The 17638-nt window shown below is 64.0% G+C and carries 19 protein-coding genes; 14 read left to right on the top strand and 5 right to left on the bottom strand.

The features are described 5' to 3' along the window. The first annotated feature begins 27 nt into the window (after positions 1-27). The 12 genes from GAL01_RS05930 to GAL01_RS05875 all read left to right on the top strand — a co-directional run bounded on the left by GAL01_RS05930 (position 28) and on the right by GAL01_RS05875 (position 9568). Positions 28-489: an HPr kinase/phosphorylase gene (locus tag GAL01_RS05930; protein WP_082790760.1), complete on the top strand. Its 462-nt coding sequence runs from the start codon at positions 28-30 to the stop codon at positions 487-489. Positions 490-536: 47 nt separating this feature from the next. After that, positions 537-1517 (top strand): RNase adapter RapZ, encoded by a 981-nt coding sequence (gene rapZ, locus GAL01_RS05925; RefSeq protein WP_062031228.1) that lies wholly within the window; start codon positions 537-539, stop codon positions 1515-1517. Then, entirely contained in the window at positions 1514-1954 is a 441-nt protein-coding gene (locus GAL01_RS05920) for a PTS sugar transporter subunit IIA (RefSeq protein WP_062031232.1), read from the top strand. The genes rapZ and GAL01_RS05920 overlap by 4 nt, the downstream gene beginning before the upstream one ends. A gap of 14 nt (positions 1955-1968) precedes the next feature. After that, entirely contained in the window at positions 1969-2259 is a 291-nt protein-coding gene (locus tag GAL01_RS05915; RefSeq protein WP_062031235.1) for an HPr family phosphocarrier protein, read from the top strand. After that, positions 2237-4114, top strand: coding sequence for a phosphoenolpyruvate--protein phosphotransferase (gene ptsP, locus GAL01_RS05910; protein ID WP_062031239.1), 1878 nt, complete (start codon positions 2237-2239; stop codon positions 4112-4114). Before GAL01_RS05915 ends, ptsP begins: the two co-directional genes overlap by 23 nt. A 57-nt stretch (positions 4115-4171) precedes the next feature. Further along, on the top strand, positions 4172-4726 hold the full coding sequence (locus GAL01_RS05905) for a Fur family transcriptional regulator (protein ID WP_062031242.1): 555 nt from the start codon (positions 4172-4174) through the stop codon (positions 4724-4726). A 5-nt stretch (positions 4727-4731) separates the two neighbouring features. Further along, positions 4732-5187, top strand: coding sequence for a hypothetical protein (locus GAL01_RS05900; RefSeq protein ID WP_062031247.1), 456 nt, complete (start codon positions 4732-4734; stop codon positions 5185-5187). Between the two features lie 19 nt (positions 5188-5206). Then, on the top strand, positions 5207-6226 hold the full coding sequence (locus GAL01_RS05895; protein ID WP_062031251.1) for an asparaginase: 1020 nt from the start codon (positions 5207-5209) through the stop codon (positions 6224-6226). 87 nt (positions 6227-6313) lie between these two features. Next, a complete protein-coding gene (locus tag GAL01_RS05890) occupies positions 6314-7741 on the top strand; it encodes a sugar porter family MFS transporter (RefSeq protein ID WP_099253138.1) in 1428 nt (475 codons plus the stop codon). Between the two features lie 87 nt (positions 7742-7828). Then, positions 7829-8251: a hypothetical protein gene (locus GAL01_RS05885; protein WP_062029939.1), complete on the top strand. Its 423-nt coding sequence runs from the start codon at positions 7829-7831 to the stop codon at positions 8249-8251. Between the two features lie 140 nt (positions 8252-8391). Then, complete coding sequence (locus tag GAL01_RS05880) at positions 8392-8811, top strand: hypothetical protein (protein ID WP_062029940.1); 420 nt, start codon at positions 8392-8394, stop codon at positions 8809-8811. Continuing rightward, positions 8798-9568, top strand: a complete 771-nt coding sequence (locus tag GAL01_RS05875; protein WP_231865321.1) for a DUF4097 family beta strand repeat-containing protein — start codon at positions 8798-8800, stop codon at positions 9566-9568. Before GAL01_RS05880 ends, GAL01_RS05875 begins: the two co-directional genes overlap by 14 nt. Here the strand turns inward: GAL01_RS05875 and GAL01_RS05870 are convergent. The 5 genes from GAL01_RS05870 to GAL01_RS05850 form a co-directional block, all read right to left on the bottom strand. Continuing rightward, positions 9559-10350, bottom strand: coding sequence for an RluA family pseudouridine synthase (locus GAL01_RS05870; RefSeq protein ID WP_062029942.1), 792 nt, complete (start codon positions 10348-10350; stop codon positions 9559-9561). The two genes, GAL01_RS05875 and GAL01_RS05870, sit on opposite strands and share 10 nt — an antisense overlap. Beyond that, positions 10340-13057, bottom strand: a complete 2718-nt coding sequence (locus GAL01_RS05865; RefSeq protein ID WP_062030051.1) for a DNA translocase FtsK — start codon at positions 13055-13057, stop codon at positions 10340-10342. Before GAL01_RS05865 ends, GAL01_RS05870 begins: the two co-directional genes overlap by 11 nt. A 118-nt stretch (positions 13058-13175) precedes the next feature. Continuing rightward, positions 13176-13775, bottom strand: coding sequence for a 16S rRNA (guanine(966)-N(2))-methyltransferase RsmD (rsmD, locus tag GAL01_RS05860; protein ID WP_062029944.1), 600 nt, complete (start codon positions 13773-13775; stop codon positions 13176-13178). Positions 13776-13778: 3 nt separating this feature from the next. Next, positions 13779-14561, bottom strand: a complete 783-nt coding sequence (locus tag GAL01_RS05855) for a pseudouridine synthase (RefSeq protein WP_062030055.1) — start codon at positions 14559-14561, stop codon at positions 13779-13781. A 47-nt stretch (positions 14562-14608) separates the two neighbouring features. Continuing rightward, positions 14609-15343, bottom strand: coding sequence for a gamma-glutamyl-gamma-aminobutyrate hydrolase family protein (locus GAL01_RS05850; protein WP_062029946.1), 735 nt, complete (start codon positions 15341-15343; stop codon positions 14609-14611). A gap of 6 nt (positions 15344-15349) precedes the next feature. Here GAL01_RS05850 and GAL01_RS05845 point away from each other — a divergent pair, with 6 nt between their 5' ends. Both GAL01_RS05845 and GAL01_RS05840 read left to right on the top strand, forming a co-directional pair. After that, positions 15350-15841: a nucleoside deaminase gene (locus GAL01_RS05845; RefSeq protein ID WP_174694451.1), complete on the top strand. Its 492-nt coding sequence runs from the start codon at positions 15350-15352 to the stop codon at positions 15839-15841. A 135-nt stretch (positions 15842-15976) separates the two neighbouring features. Further along, the gene (locus GAL01_RS05840; RefSeq protein WP_062029948.1) at positions 15977-17524 is read left to right on the top strand and encodes a Do family serine endopeptidase; all 1548 of its coding nucleotides are present in this window, start codon (positions 15977-15979) and stop codon (positions 17522-17524) included. Positions 17525-17638 lie beyond the last annotated feature (114 nt).

The raw sequence follows: 17638 nt of genomic DNA, 5'->3' as shown, positions 1-17638 counted from the left end.
CTGCTCCCGAGGAGGTCGCAATCCGTCATGTCCGTCCCGCCATCCCTGTCTGAAGGTTCGGTCCATGCAAGTTGTGTGGCGTGGAGCGGGGCGGGTGTCCTGATTTCAGGGCCATCTGGCTCGGGGAAATCGGAACTGGCCCTGCGGCTGATGGACGCGGGTTTTGACCTCGTGGCGGATGACCGCGTGCTGCTCGATGGCGCGGTCGCCTCGGCCCCGGCGCGGCTTGCGGGACTGATCGAAGTCCGGGGCGTGGGAATTTTACGGACACCTTTTGTCACGAAGGTGCCAGTGAGTTTGCGGGTGTGTCTGGGGCAGGGACAGCCGCGTCTTCCCGAGGCGTGTCGGGATCCCTGGACGGGGGCGGTGATGCTGTCTCTGGAGCCCGGTTTTCCGGGAACGGTGGCGCGGATCAGGGCGGCTCTCAAGGCCTGTTGCGGCTCTTACGAGTGGGTCGCAGGGGCTGGAGAAAATGTTGAAGAAATGTGAAGATGTGAAATAGTTCCGTACCGAAAGAAAAAAGGCTAGAGTGTGGCATGGCATCGGCGAACCATCCCGAGTCTGGCTCCTTATCCGGCTATGGTCACGGGTCCCGTCGGATCCTGATCGTGACGGGTCTGTCCGGGGCGGGAAAATCATCCATATTGCGGGTTCTGGAAGATCTGGGTCACGAGGTCGTGGATAACCCACCCCTGAACCTGATCCAGGCGCTCGCCTCACGCGCCGGACAGAATCTGGCCATCGGGATCGATGTCCGCAGCCGCGGGTTCGAAGCCTCCCGCGTTCTCGAAGAACTGGAGCGCCTTCGCCTCCTGCCCGACTGTGTGGTGCAGCTTCTCTACGCCACCGCCGAGCCTGAAATCCTCCTGCGCCGCTTTACCGCCACGCGTCGCCGCCATCCGCTGGTCACCAGCGGCACTATCCTTCCCGGAATCGAACAGGAAACCGCCCTTCTGGCCCCCCTGCGCGCCAATGCGGATCTGGTCATCGACACGTCCGACCTGCCCTCGCCGGAGCTGCGCCAGCTGATCGAGACGCGCTTTGGCAGCGCGCACGGAGACGGGCTGACGGTTGCACTGATGTCCTTTGCCTATCCGTCGGGTCTGCCGCGCGAAGCGGACATGGTTTTCGATGCGCGTTTCCTGCGTAATCCGCATTATGATCCGCTCCTCCAGCCCATGACCGGACTGGATGAGGCAGTGGTGCAGTACGTGAAGTCAGACCCGGCCTATCCCGCGTTTTTCGGACATATCCAGAGCCTGCTGGAGCTCGTGCTTCCCCGTTTCGTCGCGGAAGGCAAGAAATATGCCACCATCGCCATCGGATGCAGCGGCGGGCGCCACCGTTCGGTGACGATCGTGGAAGAACTGGCCCGTATTCTCCCCAAAGCCATGCCGGTCGGGCCGATGATGGTGCTGCACCGCGAACTCGCCCGCAAAGGCTTGGCCCCCCGGCGCTGGGCCGTCCCCCCGCAGGACCCGTCACAGGATCTTTCTTTACAGGACAGAACGGTATGATCGGACTGATGCTGATAACGCATGGGCGTCTTGGCGATGTCCTGCTGGAAACGCTGGTCCATGTCGTGGGTCCGCAGACGCAGGTCGGTGTTGTCGGCGTCGCGGATGACGATGATCCCGCCATGCTGCGCCCGGCGGCCGAGCGCCTGCTCCAGCGCCTCGATACTGGCGATGGCGTCTTGGTGCTGACCGATATTTTCGGAAGTTCGCCCTCCAATCTGGCGCTGTCGCTGCGGGAGCCGGGGCATGTCGAGGTCGTGTCGGGCGTGAATGTGCCGATGCTGGTCAAGCTGGCGAAAACGCGCCGCGATCTGGATCTTGCAGGCTGCGTGGAAAAGGCCACAATGGCGGGGCGGAAGTATATCGCCGTGGCGTCACAGCTTCCCGCTCCCTGCCTCCATGGAGGGCCGCGTGCCTGTACGCTGCCGGTTCATTGAATCGAGTTCGCTGAATGAGTGATACGACCCTGTCCGTTCCGCCGCGCACTGTCAGCATCGTCAACCATCTGGGCCTTCATGCCCGACCTGCCGCCAAGATCGTGACCACTGCCGAGCGTTTCGATGCCGAGACCACGATTGCCCATGGCTCCAATGTCGTCTCCGCCCTGTCAATCATGGGTCTGATGATGCTGGGGGCTGGGGAAGGACAGAGCGTTACGCTCCGTGCGCACGGGCCTCAGGCGGTCGAGGCGCTCGACGCTCTGCAAGCCCTGATCGCGGATGGATTTGGTGAGCGTGACTGAAGCTCCACCCCGGCGCCGCTCTTCCCGGCCGTCCCGCCGCAGCGCATCGTCCAGTACGTTCCTTCAGGGCAAGGCCATCACGCCCGGTATGGCGCTCGGTCCCGCCGGACGTGTTGAGGAACTTCCCCTTCCCGACATCACCGAACGCTACAGCGCCATCGGGCCGGAGGCGGAGAACGTCCGTCTGGACGAAGCCATCGCCCGGGCGTTCCACCAGATCGAGAAGATGCGTGACCGGCTGGTCGGCCTGCCGGAAGAGGGCCGGGCGGAAATTGCCTCCCTTCTGACGGTCTATGAACGCATGCTCGGCCCATCGCGGCTGGTGCGTCAGGTGCGGGAGCGGATTGCGGGTGAGGGGCTCTGTGCGGAGGCGGCCGTTTCGGACGTCACGGAGGAGCTGGCGGCGCAGGTCTCGCGCATGGCGGAGGCCGTGGCGCGGGAGAACAGCGCACAGGACGCCGACGCCAATCTGCGTCTCGCGGGTGAGTTCGAGGAAGTCGGGCGTCGCCTGATGCGGAACCTGACCGGAATTTCCTACCGCGCTTTTTCCAGCCTGCCTCCCGGCTCCGTCCTGGTGGCGGAGCAGCTTCGGCCGGCCGATGTCGCCATGATCGACCCCGCGCGCATCGCGGCGGTCGTCACGCAGGGCGGGGGCGGGGCGGACCACACTGCGATCCTGCTGCGCGCGCTTGATATTCCTGCCATCCTCGCCGTGCCGAACCTCATGGCGCAGGTTCAGGAAGGCGAGATGCTGGTCGTGGACGGGCATCTGGGGACCGTCACGCTGTCGCCCAACGACACCGAACTGCGTCTGGCGGCGGAAGCCGCGCAGCGCGAAGTCAGGGAAAAGCGGGCGTTCGGGCGGCTCAAGCGCCTGCCAGCCCAGCTTCAGAGCGGCGAGGACATCGAGCTTGCGGCCAATCTGGAACTGCCGGCGGAAATGCCGATGCTCCTGCGCAACGGCGCGAAGGGCATTGGCCTGCTGCGTAGCGAGTTCCTGTTCGGCGAACGCGAGGACCTGCCGGACGAAGACGGCCAGACCGACGCCTATCGTGCCATCGTGCAGGCCATGGACGGCCGCCCGGTAACGATACGCGTGCTGGACTGGGGGGGCGAGAAAGGCCGGGCCTGCATGCGCAGGCTGGGTCTGGCGGAGCAGGTCGCGGATGGTGGAAATCCTGCGCTGGGCCTGAGGGGCGTACGTCTGCTTCTGCGGGTGCCGGACGTGCTGGAGACGCAGTTCGCCGCGATCCTGCGGGCTGCCGAACCCGAAGCGGGTGTGGCCATCGGGCCGGTGCGGATTCTGTTGCCCATGGTGACGTCCGCCGACGAAATCGTGGCAGCGCGGGAGATTTATGACCGTGTCGTACGGCGGCTCAGGCGCAAGGGCCATACCCTGCCCGATCCGCTGCCGCCGCTGGGAATCATGATCGAAACCCCCGCCGCGGCACTCACGGTGGATACACTGGCCCGGCATGCCGATTTCATGGCGCTCGGCACCAATGACCTGACGATGTACACGCTTGCCGTGGACCGTTCGGATTCCATGGTGGCGGACCGCTACAGCCCGCTTCATCCGGGTGTGCTGCGGCTGATCGAGGCGGCGGCGGATTCGGCCCTGAAAGCGCGCCGTCCGATTTCGGTCTGCGGGGAAATGGCGTCTGATCCGCGCGTGGTGGCGCTGCTGATCGGTCTGGGTCTGCGCTCCTTTTCCATGAACTCCGCCTCCCTGCCGCGTGTGAAGCGCCTGATCCGGACCCTGACGCTCGAAGGCTGCGACCAGCTTCGCCGCCAGGTCATGCTGGAAAGCGATCCGGCGGTGATCCAGGATCTGGTGCGGCAGTTCGCAACCTGACACTGTTTGTGCGTGGGTCTCTCGGCAAAGCGGGGCGGGGATGCCATATTGACGTTTATGCCGGATTCTTCTGCCACTGCTGATACGCTCGTCTTTTCGCCCGAGGTCACACAGCGCCTCGACCTCACGGCCGAGTGGTGCCAGCGCAACGGGCAGCGCCTGACCGAGACGCGTCGTCAGGTGCTGGGGCTGATCCTGTCCAGCGAGAAGCCGTCCGGGGCTTATGATCTTCTGGCCAGACTGCGCCCCGCCCACCCGAAAGCCGCCCCGCCCACCGTGTACCGGGCGCTGGATTTCCTGCTGGAAAACAGCCTGATCCACCGTCTGGAGCGGTTGAGCGCCTTCGTGGGCTGTTCGCATGCCGTGGAGTGTCCGCATGGCTGCAACCACCACGACGAAGGCGGAATGCACCGGGCGCAGTTTCTGATCTGCCGGGGCTGTGACCGGGCGTGGGAGCTGGAGCAGGAATCCATTGCTCCGGTCCTGACCCGTGCGGCGCAAAGCATGGGCTTCAGGGCCGAGGCGGCGACCGTCGAGATTGAAGGCCTGTGCGTGGCCTGCCAGAAAGCCGGTATCCAGCCGGTACGCCGCCCGAAAACCGCTGCAGGCTGAGACGCATGGGCCGCCGTCGTTCCCCGTCGTCGGCGCCACTGTTTGAAACGCTGCCCCAGTCCCGCCGCCCGCGCGCGCAGAACACGCCGCCTCGCGTTTCTTCCACCCCGACCGACCAGCCGGATCTTCTGGGCTGGACGCCACCGCTGACGCATCTGGACGCAAATGAGGTCGAGGCCTGTCTGCTGAACCCTGTCGGGTTCCGTGCTCCGTCGGGGGAGGCGTTTGTGTATCATCTGACGGATATCGTCAGCGCCAGGAGGTTCGCGGAAAATGGCCTGCCTCTGACGGAAAGCCTCATGTTCCGCACGGCCGCGCATCTGGCGCAGGATCTTGCGGATGCTCCGGTTGCGGAAGATCTGGGCATCGTGCGTGTCCGGCGGCGTCTGATCCAGCCCTGGCTGACGGCGGATCGTCAGGACGGCCGTCCGTGCTATGTGCTCGGTCCGGAAACATCATGAGAGGCAGGGAGAGTATCATATGGCAGCACAGTCGGGCCTTCTGGCCGAGGTTACGCGCGGCGGACGCGTCGAATCCCATCATCTGGGCCGGGCGGTCGTCGTGGATGCCGATGGTGGCGTGGTCTGGTCGTGTGGGGATGTGGACGCAGCGGTGTTTCCGCGGTCGACCGTCAAATCCCTGCTGGCGATCGAACTGGTGGAAAGCGGTGCGGCGGACCGTCTTGGTCTGAGCAGCGATGCCCTGGCGCTTGCCTGCGCCTCGCATGGTGGCGAGAAAGCCCATGCCGAAATGGCTGCCACGATGCTGGCGTCGGTCGGCCGCGATGTCGGGTCTCTGGAATGTGGAACGCACTGGCCGACCTATGAACCGGCTGGCCGAGCGCTGGCGGCCGCGCATCAGGAGGTCTGTCCGCTGCATAACAACTGTTCGGGCAAACATGCGGGCATGGTGTGCCTCTCCTGCGATCAGGGCGTCGATCCGACCGGCTATATCGACCCGTCCCACGAGATCCAGCGCCGCGTGACGGATGTGCTGGCCGCCATGATGGACACGCCGCATGATGACGCCAACCGGGGCATGGATGGCTGTTCCATGCCGACCTATGCTGTTCCGCTGAAAGCGCTTGCGAAAGGTTTTGCAAGATTTGGCGCGGGAACCGGATTGTCCGAAGGGCGTTTCCGTGCGGCCACACGTCTTCGTGAGGCCGTGGCGGCCCATCCGTTCATGGTCGCCGGGACGGGGCGTTATGACACGAAAATCATGGACCGGTTCGGCACGCGGGCTTTTGTGAAGATGGGCGCGGAAGGCGTGATGATCGCGTCCCTGCCGGAGCTGGGACTGGGTCTGGCCATCAAGACCGATGATGGCGCCAACCGCGCGGCGGAAGTCGCCCTGTCTGCCCTGCTGCGTCGCTTCGGCGGCGAGACGCTGTGCCGGGACGCCGCAGACCGCGACATTCTGGACGCAACTGCTGTGCAGACCATGCGGAACTGGAACGGGTTCACCGTCGGCGAACTCCGCAGTGCGCTCACGCTGTAAACGGTTTTGTGTTATAGGTTACGGATATGACATCCGCCTGAAAGATTGATGTCATTTTATGACTGAACAAGAGGAACGCACTGCCCTATGAACGATCAGCCCGGAATGACAGAGACCATTTCGCCGCAGGATGACAACAGTACATCCATTTTCGACGCAACGCGCTTCAAGATCATTGCCATCGGTGTGATCGCCGCGCTGGCGGGTCTCATGTCCGGGCTTGATATCGGTGTGGTGGCAGGGGCGCTGGACCTGTTCGGCAAGGAATACAACGCCTCCACCATCGCACTGGAATGGGTTGTCAGTTCCATGATGGCCGGGGCGGCGGCAGGGGCTCTGAGTGCGGGCTGGATGTCCAAGACGCTCGGACGCAAACACTCACTGATTGTGGGCGGCACGATTTTCGTGATCGGCACGATCGGCTGCGCCATGAGCTGGTCGGTCGCGTCCATGATTTCCTTTCGGGTTGTCATGGGCATCGCGGTCGGGATTTCCGCTTTCACCGCCCCGCTGTACCTGTCCGAAATTGCCAGCGAGGATACGCGCGGGGCGATGGTCTCGACCTATCAGCTCATGGTGACGGTCGGCATTTTCATCGCCTTCCTGTCCGACACGTATTTTTCCTATAGCGGCAACTGGCGCTGGATGTTTGGCGTGGCGGGCATTCCGGCCATTCTGTTCCTGATCGGCGTGCTGTTCCTGCCCTACAGCCCGCGCTGGCTGATGGCGCAGGGACGTCACAAGGAAGCGCGGCAGATCCTGCTCGACCTGCGGGATGACCCGCTGACGGCCGCGAAGGAAATCCGCGCCATCCGCGAGCAACTCGAGACGAAGCAGGAGGGTTTCAAGCTCTTCCGCACCAATCCCAACTTCCGCCGCTCCGTAGCGCTGGGCGTGATGCTCCAGATGATGCAGCAGCTCGCGGGCATCAACATCGTCATGTATTACGCGCCTAACATTCTCGCGGCGGCGCATTTCGATCCGCAGTCCCAGATGTGGTGCACGGCCATCATCGGTCTGGTGAACATGCTGGCGACCTTCGTGGCCGTAGGGCTGGTCGATCGCTGGGGTCGCAAGCCGATCCTGTATGCGGGTTTTACCGTCATGGCGTTTGGCATGGGCATTCTGGCGCTCCTGCTCCAGACCGGCATGACCACGCAGTCCTCCCAGATCGCGGCCGTGTTCCTGCTGATGATTTTCTGTGCAGGGTTCGCCATGTCGGCCGGACCGCTGATGTGGGTGCTGTGTTCCGAAATCCAGCCGCTCGGCGGTCGTGACTTCGGGATCGCCATTTCGACCTTCACCAACTGGATGACCAATCTTCTGGTCGGGGTGAGCTTCCTTACCCTCATGCAGACCCTCGGTACGGCCGGCACGTTCTGGCTGTTTGCCGGACTGAATGCCCTGTTCCTGCTGCTGACAATCCTGTTCGTCCCAGAGACGCGGGGGATGTCCCTTGCCGTCATTGAAAAGCGGCTCATGTCGGGCGTGAAACTCCGCAAACTGGGCCGCTGACATCTGCGGGTCATCACCATCGCGTGATCTTGCGCCCGGCCTCTCTGGTCGGGCGTTTTCATTTGAACCTTCCATCAGGAGACGCGCTTGAGCGAATTTTCCAGATCCTCCCAAGGCTCCAGCCCGGTCATCGGCAGAAGTGGCGTCCTGCTCGTCTATGCGCTGTACATCGCCCGTTTCTTCACGGGGATCAGCCTTCTGGCGGGTGTGATTGTGGCCTATCTTTTGCGCAGATCAAGCGTCGGGGTTGAGCGGATGCATCTGAACTGGCTGGTACGCCTGTTCTGGTATGACGTCGCTTTCATCATTGGTTCCGCCGCCCTGTTTCTGGCGTGCTTCCTGACGGAACCGCCCGGAAGTTCCGGTCCCGGCCAGCTTCTGTTCCTGCTGCCGATCGGCATTTTCGCGATCTGGAACATTGTTCTGCTGGTCTCGCTGGTTGTGGGCGTACGGGGGATTCTCGCAGGAAGCGGGCCGCTTCCCGAACGTTTCCGGGGATTGGCGGAATAGGTCTGCCGGGAACTGGCGTAATCCGCCATTTTCCAAAACGGCCAGACGGACTCCATTTGTCAGAATGGCTGGAATCCGGATCTGGCACGGTTCCTGCATCAGGGTTGCTGTCGAGTTTTTCTCAGAGGAATATCTCCCTCATGTACGCATCCTACGCCCCTTACGAACCCGCAGGCCGCTATGGCCGCGGCGATGACGCCCGGAGTGGCCGCGATCTGGTCCTGCTGATCTACGCGCTGTATGTCGCCGGATTTTTCACGGGCGTGACGGCCCTGATTGGCGTGATGATCGCGCATAAAAGCCGTCGTTCCGCCACGGGCCTGACGCGCACGCAGCTCGACTGGCAGGTGCGGATGTTCTGGTACGGTTTGCTCGCCCTGACTGTGATCGGGACCATCCATTTCATGGTCGCGGGTCTGGGCGCCATCACGGGCGGCCTTGGACTGGTGTTCATGGTGGTGCCCTGGGGGCTGACGCTGGCCTGGGGCATTCTGACGGCCTGGGCGATTGCCCGTGGTGTGCACGCCGCCCTGCTGAACCGCTCTGTTGCAGGCTGCTGAAGTCCGAAAGGTCCTGACCATGAACCGCTTTGCGCTTTCCCTCCCTGTCCTCGCGCTTGGCACCGCACTGGCCTTTCCGGTCTGCGCCGCGCCTCTGAGCCAGTCCTCGACTTCGGACGACATTTCCCTGTCTGCCCTGCCAGAGGGCGGAAAAATTTCCAGCATCAGCGGAGATGTCAGCATCGGGACGTCAGATGGCGCACTGTCCGTGAGGACCGTCAGCGGCGACATCCATATCAGGCAGTCCAGAGGGCCGCTCGACGTTCATACGGTCAACGGTACGCTTGATGTGGATCATGCGACGACTGCCGTCGAAATTCGCAGCGCCAGCGGCGATGTCACGCTTGATCACTCTGACGGCGCGACTTCGATCCGCACCATGAACGGTGACAGCACGCTCAACCATGCCACCCGTGATGTCATGCTCCGCAGCGTCAGTGGGGATACGACCCTCACGCTTGATGCCGCGCCGCAGATGCGCACGATTGATATCGGCACGGTCAGCGGCGACATGACGCTCAACCTGCCTCATGGCTTTGGCGGGACCTTTGACATCCACCTGAGACAGCGCCGCTCGGACAAGACGCTGCCGCTTGAGCAGTCGCTCGGTTTGACGGTGCAGACAGGGAACTGGGAAAAGGAATCTGGCAGGTCAGAAGAGGTCCGTACGATCACGGCCACTGGCAAGGTCGGGGATGGCCGCGATCACGTCATTATCCACAGCGTGCTCGGAACCCTCAAGCTCGTTCAGGACTGAGCCGCTCCCTCGCAGCCCATCCGTCGCAGCGTCTCCGCCATGAAATCCGGCGGGGATGCTTCCGCAGCGAGCGTGTCGGACGGCAGGTTCAGTTCCAGACTACGGGCAAGAAGATGCAGCCCCGGTGAAGAAGATCCTGCCCGAGCACCGTAAACCGCATCGCCAAGGATCGGCGTTCCCAGTTCCGCGCAATGGATGCGCGCCTGATGGGTCCGCCCCGTCAGCAGCTCCAGCTCCACCCAGCACAGATTTTTGCCACGTCCCAGCACACGCCAGCGCGTTCGGGCCTCATCGCCCTTCGCGTCCACAACCATGCGCCAGCCCGAGGGACCGGACTTACGCAGAAGCGGCGCGTCGATCTCGCCGCTGTCCTGCGACAGATTTCCTACCACAACCGCCCAGTAGAGCTTGCGAACCTGCCGTTGCTGAAACGCCGCCTGCGCCTCGATCAGCGCTGTCTTGCGTCGTGCAACCAGCAGGCAGCCGGACGTGTCCGTGTCCAGCCGGTGCGCCAGCCACGGTCCTCCACGCGGATGTGGGAGCAGCCGCGTTTCAACAGAATCCTGCGTGGAGGGGCCGGGGTGGACGGCCAGACCGGCGGGTTTGTCCAGGATCAGGAAGCGCGGGGTTTCCAGCAGGATGGGGAGGTCTGCTCCCGGATGAAACGGGGTGCGCGGGCCTTCCGGAGCGTCGGGGGCGGTCTGTTCCGGCAGACGGCGGGGTTTGTGTGAGTTGCGCGCGGCTTTTGCGCGTCGGATCCGGTCTTTCCGGTCAGTCTTCATGGTCTTCCTTGCGGCGGACAAGGATTTCGCGTTTGCCCACATGGTTTGCGGCACCGATGATGCCTTCCTTTTCCATCTGGTCGATCAGCTTGGCCGCGCGGTTATATCCGATGGAGAGGTGGCGCTGGATGAAGCTTGTGGACGCGCGGCCTTCGCGCATGACGATGTCCACGGCCTGGTCGAAGAGGGTGCCTTCACCGTCACCGCCCGAGCCACTTCCTGCCGTCAGGCCGCCCGCGCTGTCGTCGTCCTGTCCGGACACCACGTCGTCGTTGTAGATCGGGTCGCCCTTGGAGCGCAGATCGGCCACGACGGCTTCGACTTCATCATCGGCCACAAACGGGCCGTGGACACGCGTGATGCGGCCACCGCCCTGCATGAACAGCATGTCACCCTGGCCCAGAAGCTGTTCGGCGCCCTGTTCCTGAAGGATTGTGCGGCTGTCGAACTTGCTGATGACCTGAAAGGAAATGCGGGTCGGGAAGTTCGCCTTGATGGTGCCGGTGATGACGTCAACGGACGGGCGCTGCGTGGCCATGATGACGTGGATGCCGGCGGCACGGGCCTTCTGGGCCAGACGCTGCACGGCCGTTTCGATTTCCTTGCCCGCGACCATCATCAGGTCGGCCATTTCGTCGATGACGACGACGATATAGGGCAGGTTTTCTGTGGCGACCTGCTGTTCGTCGAACACCGGGCGGCCCGTTTCAGGGTCAAAGCCGGTCTGGACGCGCTTGGTGACCATCTCGCCCGAAGAGCGGAGCTGGTTCACGCGTTCGTTGTAGCCGTTGATGTTGCGGACCTGAAGCTGCGCCATCAGGCGGTAGCGGCGGTCCATTTCCTGCACGGTCCATTTGAGCGCGCTGACGGCTTTGGTCGGTTCCGTCACGACGGGGGTCAGGAGATGCGGAATTCCGTCATAGATCGACAGTTCGAGGATTTTGGGGTCGATCATGATCAGGCGGCACTCTTCCGGGCTGAGCCGGTAGAGAAGCGACAGGATCATGGCATTCACGCCGACCGACTTACCCGAACCCGTCGTACCTGCGACGAGCAGATGCGGCATTTTCGCAAGGTCGGTATAGACGGGAACGCCGGCGATGTCCTTGCCGAGCGCGATCTGCAGGCGGCCGTTTCCGTTCTGCCATTCCGGCGTGCGGAGCAGTTCGGAGAAATAGACCGTCTCGCGCTTGGCGTTGGGCACCTCGATGCCGATGACGTTGCGTCCCGGCACGGTGGCGATACGCACGCTCAGAACCGAAAGCGAACGTGCCACGTCATCGGCGAGCCCGATCACGCGGGACGAGCGGATGCCTGGTGCGGGTTCGAGTTCATACAGCGTGACGACCGGACCGGCATGGATGTCGCCAATCGTGCCCTGCACGCCGTAATCGGCCAGAACGCTCTCCAGCAGGCGGGCGTTGGATTGCAGCGTTTCCTGCGAAGGGCCCGTCACGGCATGCGGTGGCGGCGGGTTCAGCAGGGCGAGCGGGGGTAGTTCCCAGCCCGTCGCCACGGCATTGCGCGGCGCGGCGGGGCGGGGGGCAACAGGTTCGGGCGGACGTTCCGGACGGCGCATTCCGAACAGGCCGCGCTTCTGCGGTTCGGGTTCGGGCGGCGTGTCGATGCTGCTCTGGGGCAGTTCCTCGTCCATTTCGTCGTCGATCTGACGGCGCACGGCTGGCAGCGGCGTGTCGCGCTGGCGGGCGATCTGGGCCAGACGTTCGGCATAGGGATTGGACGGCGCGTCTTCTTCTTCCGCAGGCGTGATCTGGCGGGCGCGGGCGGCTGCGGCTTCCGTCCGGCTGACCGGGCGCGTCTCCGCGGCGGGCTGGCTATAGGGATCGTCCTGCGTGTCCATGGGGGGCTGCATCCAGCCGGTGTTCTGCGGCACGAATGGCGCCGGACGCGACTGCGGATCGCTTTTGCCGAAGCTGCGGCGCAGGAAGGACAGGGGCGCTGCATCCGCGGCGGGAGCGCCACCGGCGGGGCCTGGCTGGAATTCGTACAGGCGCGGGTCGGGCGCGGGGCGATCGGATGTCTGCGGGCCGTTCATGCGTTTTGCGATTGCAAAAGGCTGGCGGCCCAGAACCATGGCCGTCTTGCCCAGAGCGCGCCATTCGCGGGCTTCGAGACCCATTGCCAGCGGCAGAAGCAGGCCCATCAGCAGCAGGACGAGAAGAACGGCAATCGCATTTCCTGCGGCCCCGGCTTCGGCATGGGCGGCATCAAGCAGGCGATGGGCAAAGGAGACGCCCATTTCCCCGCCCAGACCGCTGGCGGTCGGCCAGCCGACCTGCAGGCCGGGGATGAGAAGCTGGAGCGTGCCGATGAAGGTCGCGGCGGCGGGCAGCAGGGCGAGGGCGGCCACGATCCGCAGGATCGGAAGGCTCATGCCGTGATGGCGGACCATGCGCCAGGCCCAGGCCAGCAGGATGACGATCGGCATGCCGCTGCCGAGGCCGAGCCACTGGATCAGACCATCCGAAATGGTCGCGCCCGTGCGCCCCAGAAGGTTCGTCGGCTGCGTTCCTGTCGAGGTGTTGAAGGACGGATCGTGCGGATTGAAGCTCCACAGCGCGATCCCGACCGCTACGGCGAAGATCAGCAGGACCAGCCCGAGAAGCTCCATGCAGCGGGCGCGCAGGGCGCTACGCAGTTTTGGTGTCATGTGCCGGTCATGCGCGTCGCGGACGATGTTGCGCACTGTACTGGTCGATCGGCTGAACGCGGCCAAGTCTCGTCACCCCGTCGGTTTTCTGGATTGCGGCTTGTAAAATTCACTCTGAACTATAGCCGACAGGGTACTGAATACAGAGGGAAAATTAAGGAAAAGTGGAGGAATGCTTCCAGATCGTCACCTTTGCCGCGCCAAAACGGCGTTCACAGAGGATTTCTGGCGTGAGTGTGGGCATAAAGTGTTCGGAAGGTGGCATGATGGGCGTAAATTCTTCCGTGGCGCCCGTTTCGGCCACGATCAGCGCGCCCTGCGCCAGCCAGCCGTTCCGCGCAAGCGCCCGCAGACCCGATTCGACAAGTCCCTTGCCATAGGGCGGGTCAAGGAAAACCAGCGTGTAGGGTTCCTGCGCCTTGGGCGGATGCGTGACGCTGCAACTCAGCACACGGGAACGGTCCCGGGCTTTGCAGATGTCCAGATTGATCCGCAGGGCCGCGAGTGCGCTGCGGTCGCGTTCGATGAACGCGGCTTTTTCCGCGCCGCGGGAGAGGGCTTCGAGCCCCAGTGCGCCCGTTCCGGCGTAGCAGTCCAGCACGAGGGCCTTTTCCAGCTCCTCCTGCCCGTACCACGGCGCATGGGCGAGCATGTCGAAAATCGCCTGCCGCGTGCGGTCCGATGTGGGGCGTGTGCTGGTTCCAGACGGCGCGGTCAGGGCGCGGCCCTTGTTGTCTCCTCCAACGATCCGCATGAATCAGCGTGTCCGCTGACGCTTCGGGGCGGGGAGGTCCGGCATCTGTTCGCGCAGGGTCTTGCCGGGGACTTCTTCCAGTTCGCGCGCCTTGAGTGAGCCGAGCTGGAACGGGCCGTAGGACAGGCGGATCAGGCGGCTGACATGCAGGTTCAGACCTTCCATGACGCGCCGGATTTCGCGGTTCTTGCCTTCGCGCAGACTGACCGTGAGCCAGGCGTTGTCGCCTTTTTTCGAGTCCAGCGCCGCTTCGATGGAGCCGTAGCGGACGCCCTCATACTCGAAACCGTTGACCAGCGAGGCCAGACGCTTTTCGTCCACGACGCCGAACACGCGCACGCGGTAGCGGCGGACCCAGGCATTGCCCGGAAGTTCGAGGCGGCGGGCCAGTTCGCCGTCATTGGTCAGCAGCAGCAGACCTTCGGAATTGATGTCGAGGCGCCCGACACTGATGACGCGCGGCAGGCCTTCGGGCAGCGTGTCGAACACGGTTTTGCGGCCTTCCGGATCCTTGTGGGTCGTCATCAGGCCGTCGGGCTTGTGATACCGCCACAGGCGCGTGCGCTCGGGGGAGTCCACGGGTTTGCCGTCCACCAGCATGATGTCGCCCGGCTGCACGAAAGTCGCCGGATGCGTGACGATCTGCCCGCCCAGCTTGATGCGTCCGTCTTCGATCATGCGCTCGATATCGCGGCGGCTCGCCACGCCGGCGCGGGCCAGCGCCTTGGCGATGCGTTCGCCTTTCGGGGCGGCCGTTTCCGGTTCGGAGCCGGTGATCTCGTGCATCTCGGTCTCGGGCATCTCGGGGGCGGTGTTTTCGGTGTTGTCGTCGGTCATCGTGCAGTCTCCACAAGCGCCGCATACAGGCGACGGTCGCCGGGGTCGAGGGAGAATTCGGGGTGCCACTGTACGCCAAGGGCGAAACCGGGGCCATCAAGCTCGATCGCCTCGATGGTGCCATCCGGCGCATAAGCGCAGATTTTGGCCCGTCCGGGGTCGCGCACGGCCTGATGATGCGAGGAGTTCACGCTCATGCGGTTCACCCCCACGATCTGCGCGAGTTTCGTGCCAGAGACGATGTCGATCGCATGGCCGGGTTCGTGGCGGGGGTTGGGCTGTTCGTGTTGCAGGCTTTCGGGCAGGTGCTGGATCAGCGTGCCGCCGGCTTCCACGGCCAGAAGCTGCATTCCGCCGCAGATGCCCAGAACCGGCTTGCCCTGTGCCAGTGCGGCCCGCAGCAGGGCCAGTTCGGCGGCGGTGCGGGAGGGGCGCGGGCTGGTCAGCGGATGGGGCGCCTCGCCATACAGCGCGGGATCGACGTCGAATGCGCCGCCCGTGACGATCAGGCCGTCCAGCCGCGCCATCAGGGCTTCGGCGTCGCAGCCGTAACCCAGACAGACCGGAATCCCACCCGCATCGCTGACGGCTGTCAGGTAGTTTTCCCGCAAGGCATGGAAGGGGTAGCGCGAGAACTGCCCTAGGCCGCCGGGTTCATGATCCAGCGTCAGACCGATCAGCGGCGCGCGATGCGAAGGGGATGGACGGGGGAGGGTCATGCGCCGCATCATCGCATCATGATTCAGGATCAGACAAGGATTCAGACGGATATCGGCCCGGCGATGCAGACCGCGTTGCAGGCTGCGCGGGAGGCGTCGTCGTGCGGGGAAGTGCCGGTGGGTGCGGTTGTGCTGGCACCTGACGGACGTGTTCTGGCGGTGGCGCGCAATCATGTGGAGGGCGCGCATGATGCGTCTGCCCATGCCGAGCTTCTGGCGATGCGCGAGGCGGCCGCGTGTCTGCAAAATCCGCGTCTGACGGATTGCACGCTGGTTGTGACGCTGGAGCCGTGTCCGATGTGTGCGGCGGCGATCGTGCATTTCCGGATCGGGCGGGTCGTGTTCGGGGCCTATGATCCCAAAGGCGGGGGCGTGGAGCATGGGCCGCGCATTTTCGAGCGCCCGTCCTGTCTGCACCGCCCCGAGGTCATCGGCGGCGTGTGTGAACGCGAGGCGTCCGGGCTTCTGAAAGACTTTTTCCGCAAACTCCGCAAACCCATCGCAGAATGATGCGGTGGAAGGCTGAATTCACAGTCCGTCACGAACTTACGGATGTTTCACCCTGCGGCCAGCTTGTGGAACGGGAACGGGGTTCATAGTTCAACGCTATAAGCCACGATGTTTTTGCAACAAGTCGGGATTGATATGACCACACGCTTTCGCACGTCCCTGTCCGCTCTCGCTGCAACCACCATGCTGGTCGCGGCCCCGTTCGCTTTCGCGGACACGGCACCCGCAGCCGTCGCACCCAGTGGCGCCATCAAGCCCCAGACGGGCGTTCAGGCGCTCCCCAATTTCGTCACGCTCGTCAAGCAGGTGAAGCCGGCTGTCGTGTCCATCACGTCCCACATCAAGGCGGACGTGGCGGAAGAAGAAGAAAATGGTCCGGGCGGCGGTGGCGGTGGCATGGGCCAGGGTTCGCCGTTCCCGTTTCCCTTCCCGTTCCAGATGATGCCGCAGCAGCAGCAGCCCAACCGCACGGTCGAAGCCCGCGGCTCGGGGTTCATCATCTCGTCTGACGGCTATGTCGTGACGAACAACCACGTCGTGAACGGCGCGACCAAGGTAACGGTCACGCTCGATGACGGCACGACGCTGCCGGCCAAGATCATCGGACGCGACCCGAAGACGGACGTTGCCCTTCTGCGCGTCAAGCCGACCGGCAAGCTGCCGTTCATCGAACTGGGGGATTCCGACGAGGTCCAGCCGGGTGAATGGGTCATTGCCGTGGGCAATCCCTATGGTCTGGGGGGTACGGTGACAGCGGGTATCGTCTCGGCACTGGGGCGTGACCTGCATTCGGGCGCCTATAACGACTTTATCCAGGTCGATGCGCCGATCAATCATGGCAACTCCGGTGGTCCGCTGTTCACGCAGGACGGCAAGGTCGTGGGCATCAATTCCATGATCATCTCGCCCAATGGGGGCGGTTCGATCGGTATTGGTTTCGCCATCCCGTCCGACACCGTCAGATCCGTCGTGAGCCAGCTTGAAAAGACCGGCCATGTCACGCGCGGCTATCTCGGCATCGAGGGGCAGGACATCTCGCCCACGATGGCGCAGGCGCTGAACCTCCAGTCCCCCGAGCCGGGTGCCCCGCCGCGCGGAACTCTGGTGGCGTCCGTCTCCAAGGGCAGCCCCGCCGAGAAGGCCGGCATCAAGAGCGGCGATGTCGTCACCACGCTGAACGGCAAACCGATCAAGAATGGCCATGATCTGGCGGTGAAGGTTGTGTCCATCGCGCCGGGTACCGCCGCGACGCTGGGCCTGCTGCGTGACAGCAAGCCGATGACGGTGAACTTCACGGTCGGTAACCTGTCCGCGCAGGATCATGCTTCCGGCGATGCCGCCGACAGCGCACAGGCGGGTGCGGGCAAGCTGGGCGTGTCGCTGGCCTCCCTGACGCCGCGCGCGCGTCAGGAACTGGGTCTGGATGACAGTGTGCAGGGTGCGGTCGTGGCTGATGTGGTGCAGGGCTCGCCTGCCGATCAGGCCGGGATCCGTCCGGGCGATATTGTCGTGGCGGTTGGCAATCACGTCACGCCGTCGCCCAAGGCTGTCGTGGCGCAGGTGCATGATGCTCTGGGTCGCAAGCAGCCGCCGCTTCTGCGGATCCTGCGCGACGGGCAGCAGCTTTTCGTGGCCGTCTCCCCGACCGGTTCGGATGACGACAGCTCCGACGACGCCCAGTAAGGGGCACGCCAAAACCAGAAAAGGCGGGAAGGGTCAGACCTTCCCGCCTTTTTTATGTTTGTTTTCGTATCGGATCCGAAATACTGTCGGGCTTTCACCCGTTCGGGACCGTGT

Source organism: Gluconobacter albidus, assembly GCF_002723915.1.
In the GTDB taxonomy this organism is placed as follows: Bacteria; Pseudomonadota; Alphaproteobacteria; order Acetobacterales; family Acetobacteraceae; genus Gluconobacter; species Gluconobacter albidus.
This window is presented reverse-complemented; position numbering and strand designations above follow the sequence as displayed.

What these genes read in the sequence shown, in the direction of transcription:
- GAL01_RS05930 (WP_082790760.1), top strand. Translation starts at nt 28, where the DNA reads ATGTCCGTCCCGCCATCCCTGTCTGAAGGTTCGGTCCATGCAAGTTGT.
- rapZ (WP_062031228.1), top strand. Translation starts at nt 537, where the DNA reads ATGGCATCGGCGAACCATCCCGAGTCTGGCTCCTTATCCGGCTATGGT.
- GAL01_RS05920 (WP_062031232.1), top strand. Translation starts at nt 1,514, where the DNA reads ATGATCGGACTGATGCTGATAACGCATGGGCGTCTTGGCGATGTCCTG.
- GAL01_RS05915 (WP_062031235.1), top strand. Translation starts at nt 1,969, where the DNA reads ATGAGTGATACGACCCTGTCCGTTCCGCCGCGCACTGTCAGCATCGTC.
- ptsP (WP_062031239.1), top strand. Translation starts at nt 2,237, where the DNA reads ATGGATTTGGTGAGCGTGACTGAAGCTCCACCCCGGCGCCGCTCTTCC.
- GAL01_RS05905 (WP_062031242.1), top strand. Translation starts at nt 4,172, where the DNA reads ATGCCGGATTCTTCTGCCACTGCTGATACGCTCGTCTTTTCGCCCGAG.
- GAL01_RS05900 (WP_062031247.1), top strand. Translation starts at nt 4,732, where the DNA reads ATGGGCCGCCGTCGTTCCCCGTCGTCGGCGCCACTGTTTGAAACGCTG.
- GAL01_RS05895 (WP_062031251.1), top strand. Translation starts at nt 5,207, where the DNA reads ATGGCAGCACAGTCGGGCCTTCTGGCCGAGGTTACGCGCGGCGGACGC.
- GAL01_RS05890 (WP_099253138.1), top strand. Translation starts at nt 6,314, where the DNA reads ATGAACGATCAGCCCGGAATGACAGAGACCATTTCGCCGCAGGATGAC.
- GAL01_RS05880 (WP_062029940.1), top strand. Translation starts at nt 8,392, where the DNA reads ATGTACGCATCCTACGCCCCTTACGAACCCGCAGGCCGCTATGGCCGC.
- GAL01_RS05870 (WP_062029942.1), bottom strand. Translation starts at nt 10,350, where the DNA reads ATGAAGACTGACCGGAAAGACCGGATCCGACGCGCAAAAGCCGCGCGC.
- rsmD (WP_062029944.1), bottom strand. Translation starts at nt 13,775, where the DNA reads ATGCGGATCGTTGGAGGAGACAACAAGGGCCGCGCCCTGACCGCGCCG.
- GAL01_RS05855 (WP_062030055.1), bottom strand. Translation starts at nt 14,561, where the DNA reads ATGCACGAGATCACCGGCTCCGAACCGGAAACGGCCGCCCCGAAAGGC.
- GAL01_RS05850 (WP_062029946.1), bottom strand. Translation starts at nt 15,343, where the DNA reads ATGATGCGGCGCATGACCCTCCCCCGTCCATCCCCTTCGCATCGCGCG.
- GAL01_RS05845 (WP_174694451.1), top strand. Translation starts at nt 15,350, where the DNA reads ATGATTCAGGATCAGACAAGGATTCAGACGGATATCGGCCCGGCGATG.
- GAL01_RS05840 (WP_062029948.1), top strand. Translation starts at nt 15,977, where the DNA reads ATGACCACACGCTTTCGCACGTCCCTGTCCGCTCTCGCTGCAACCACC.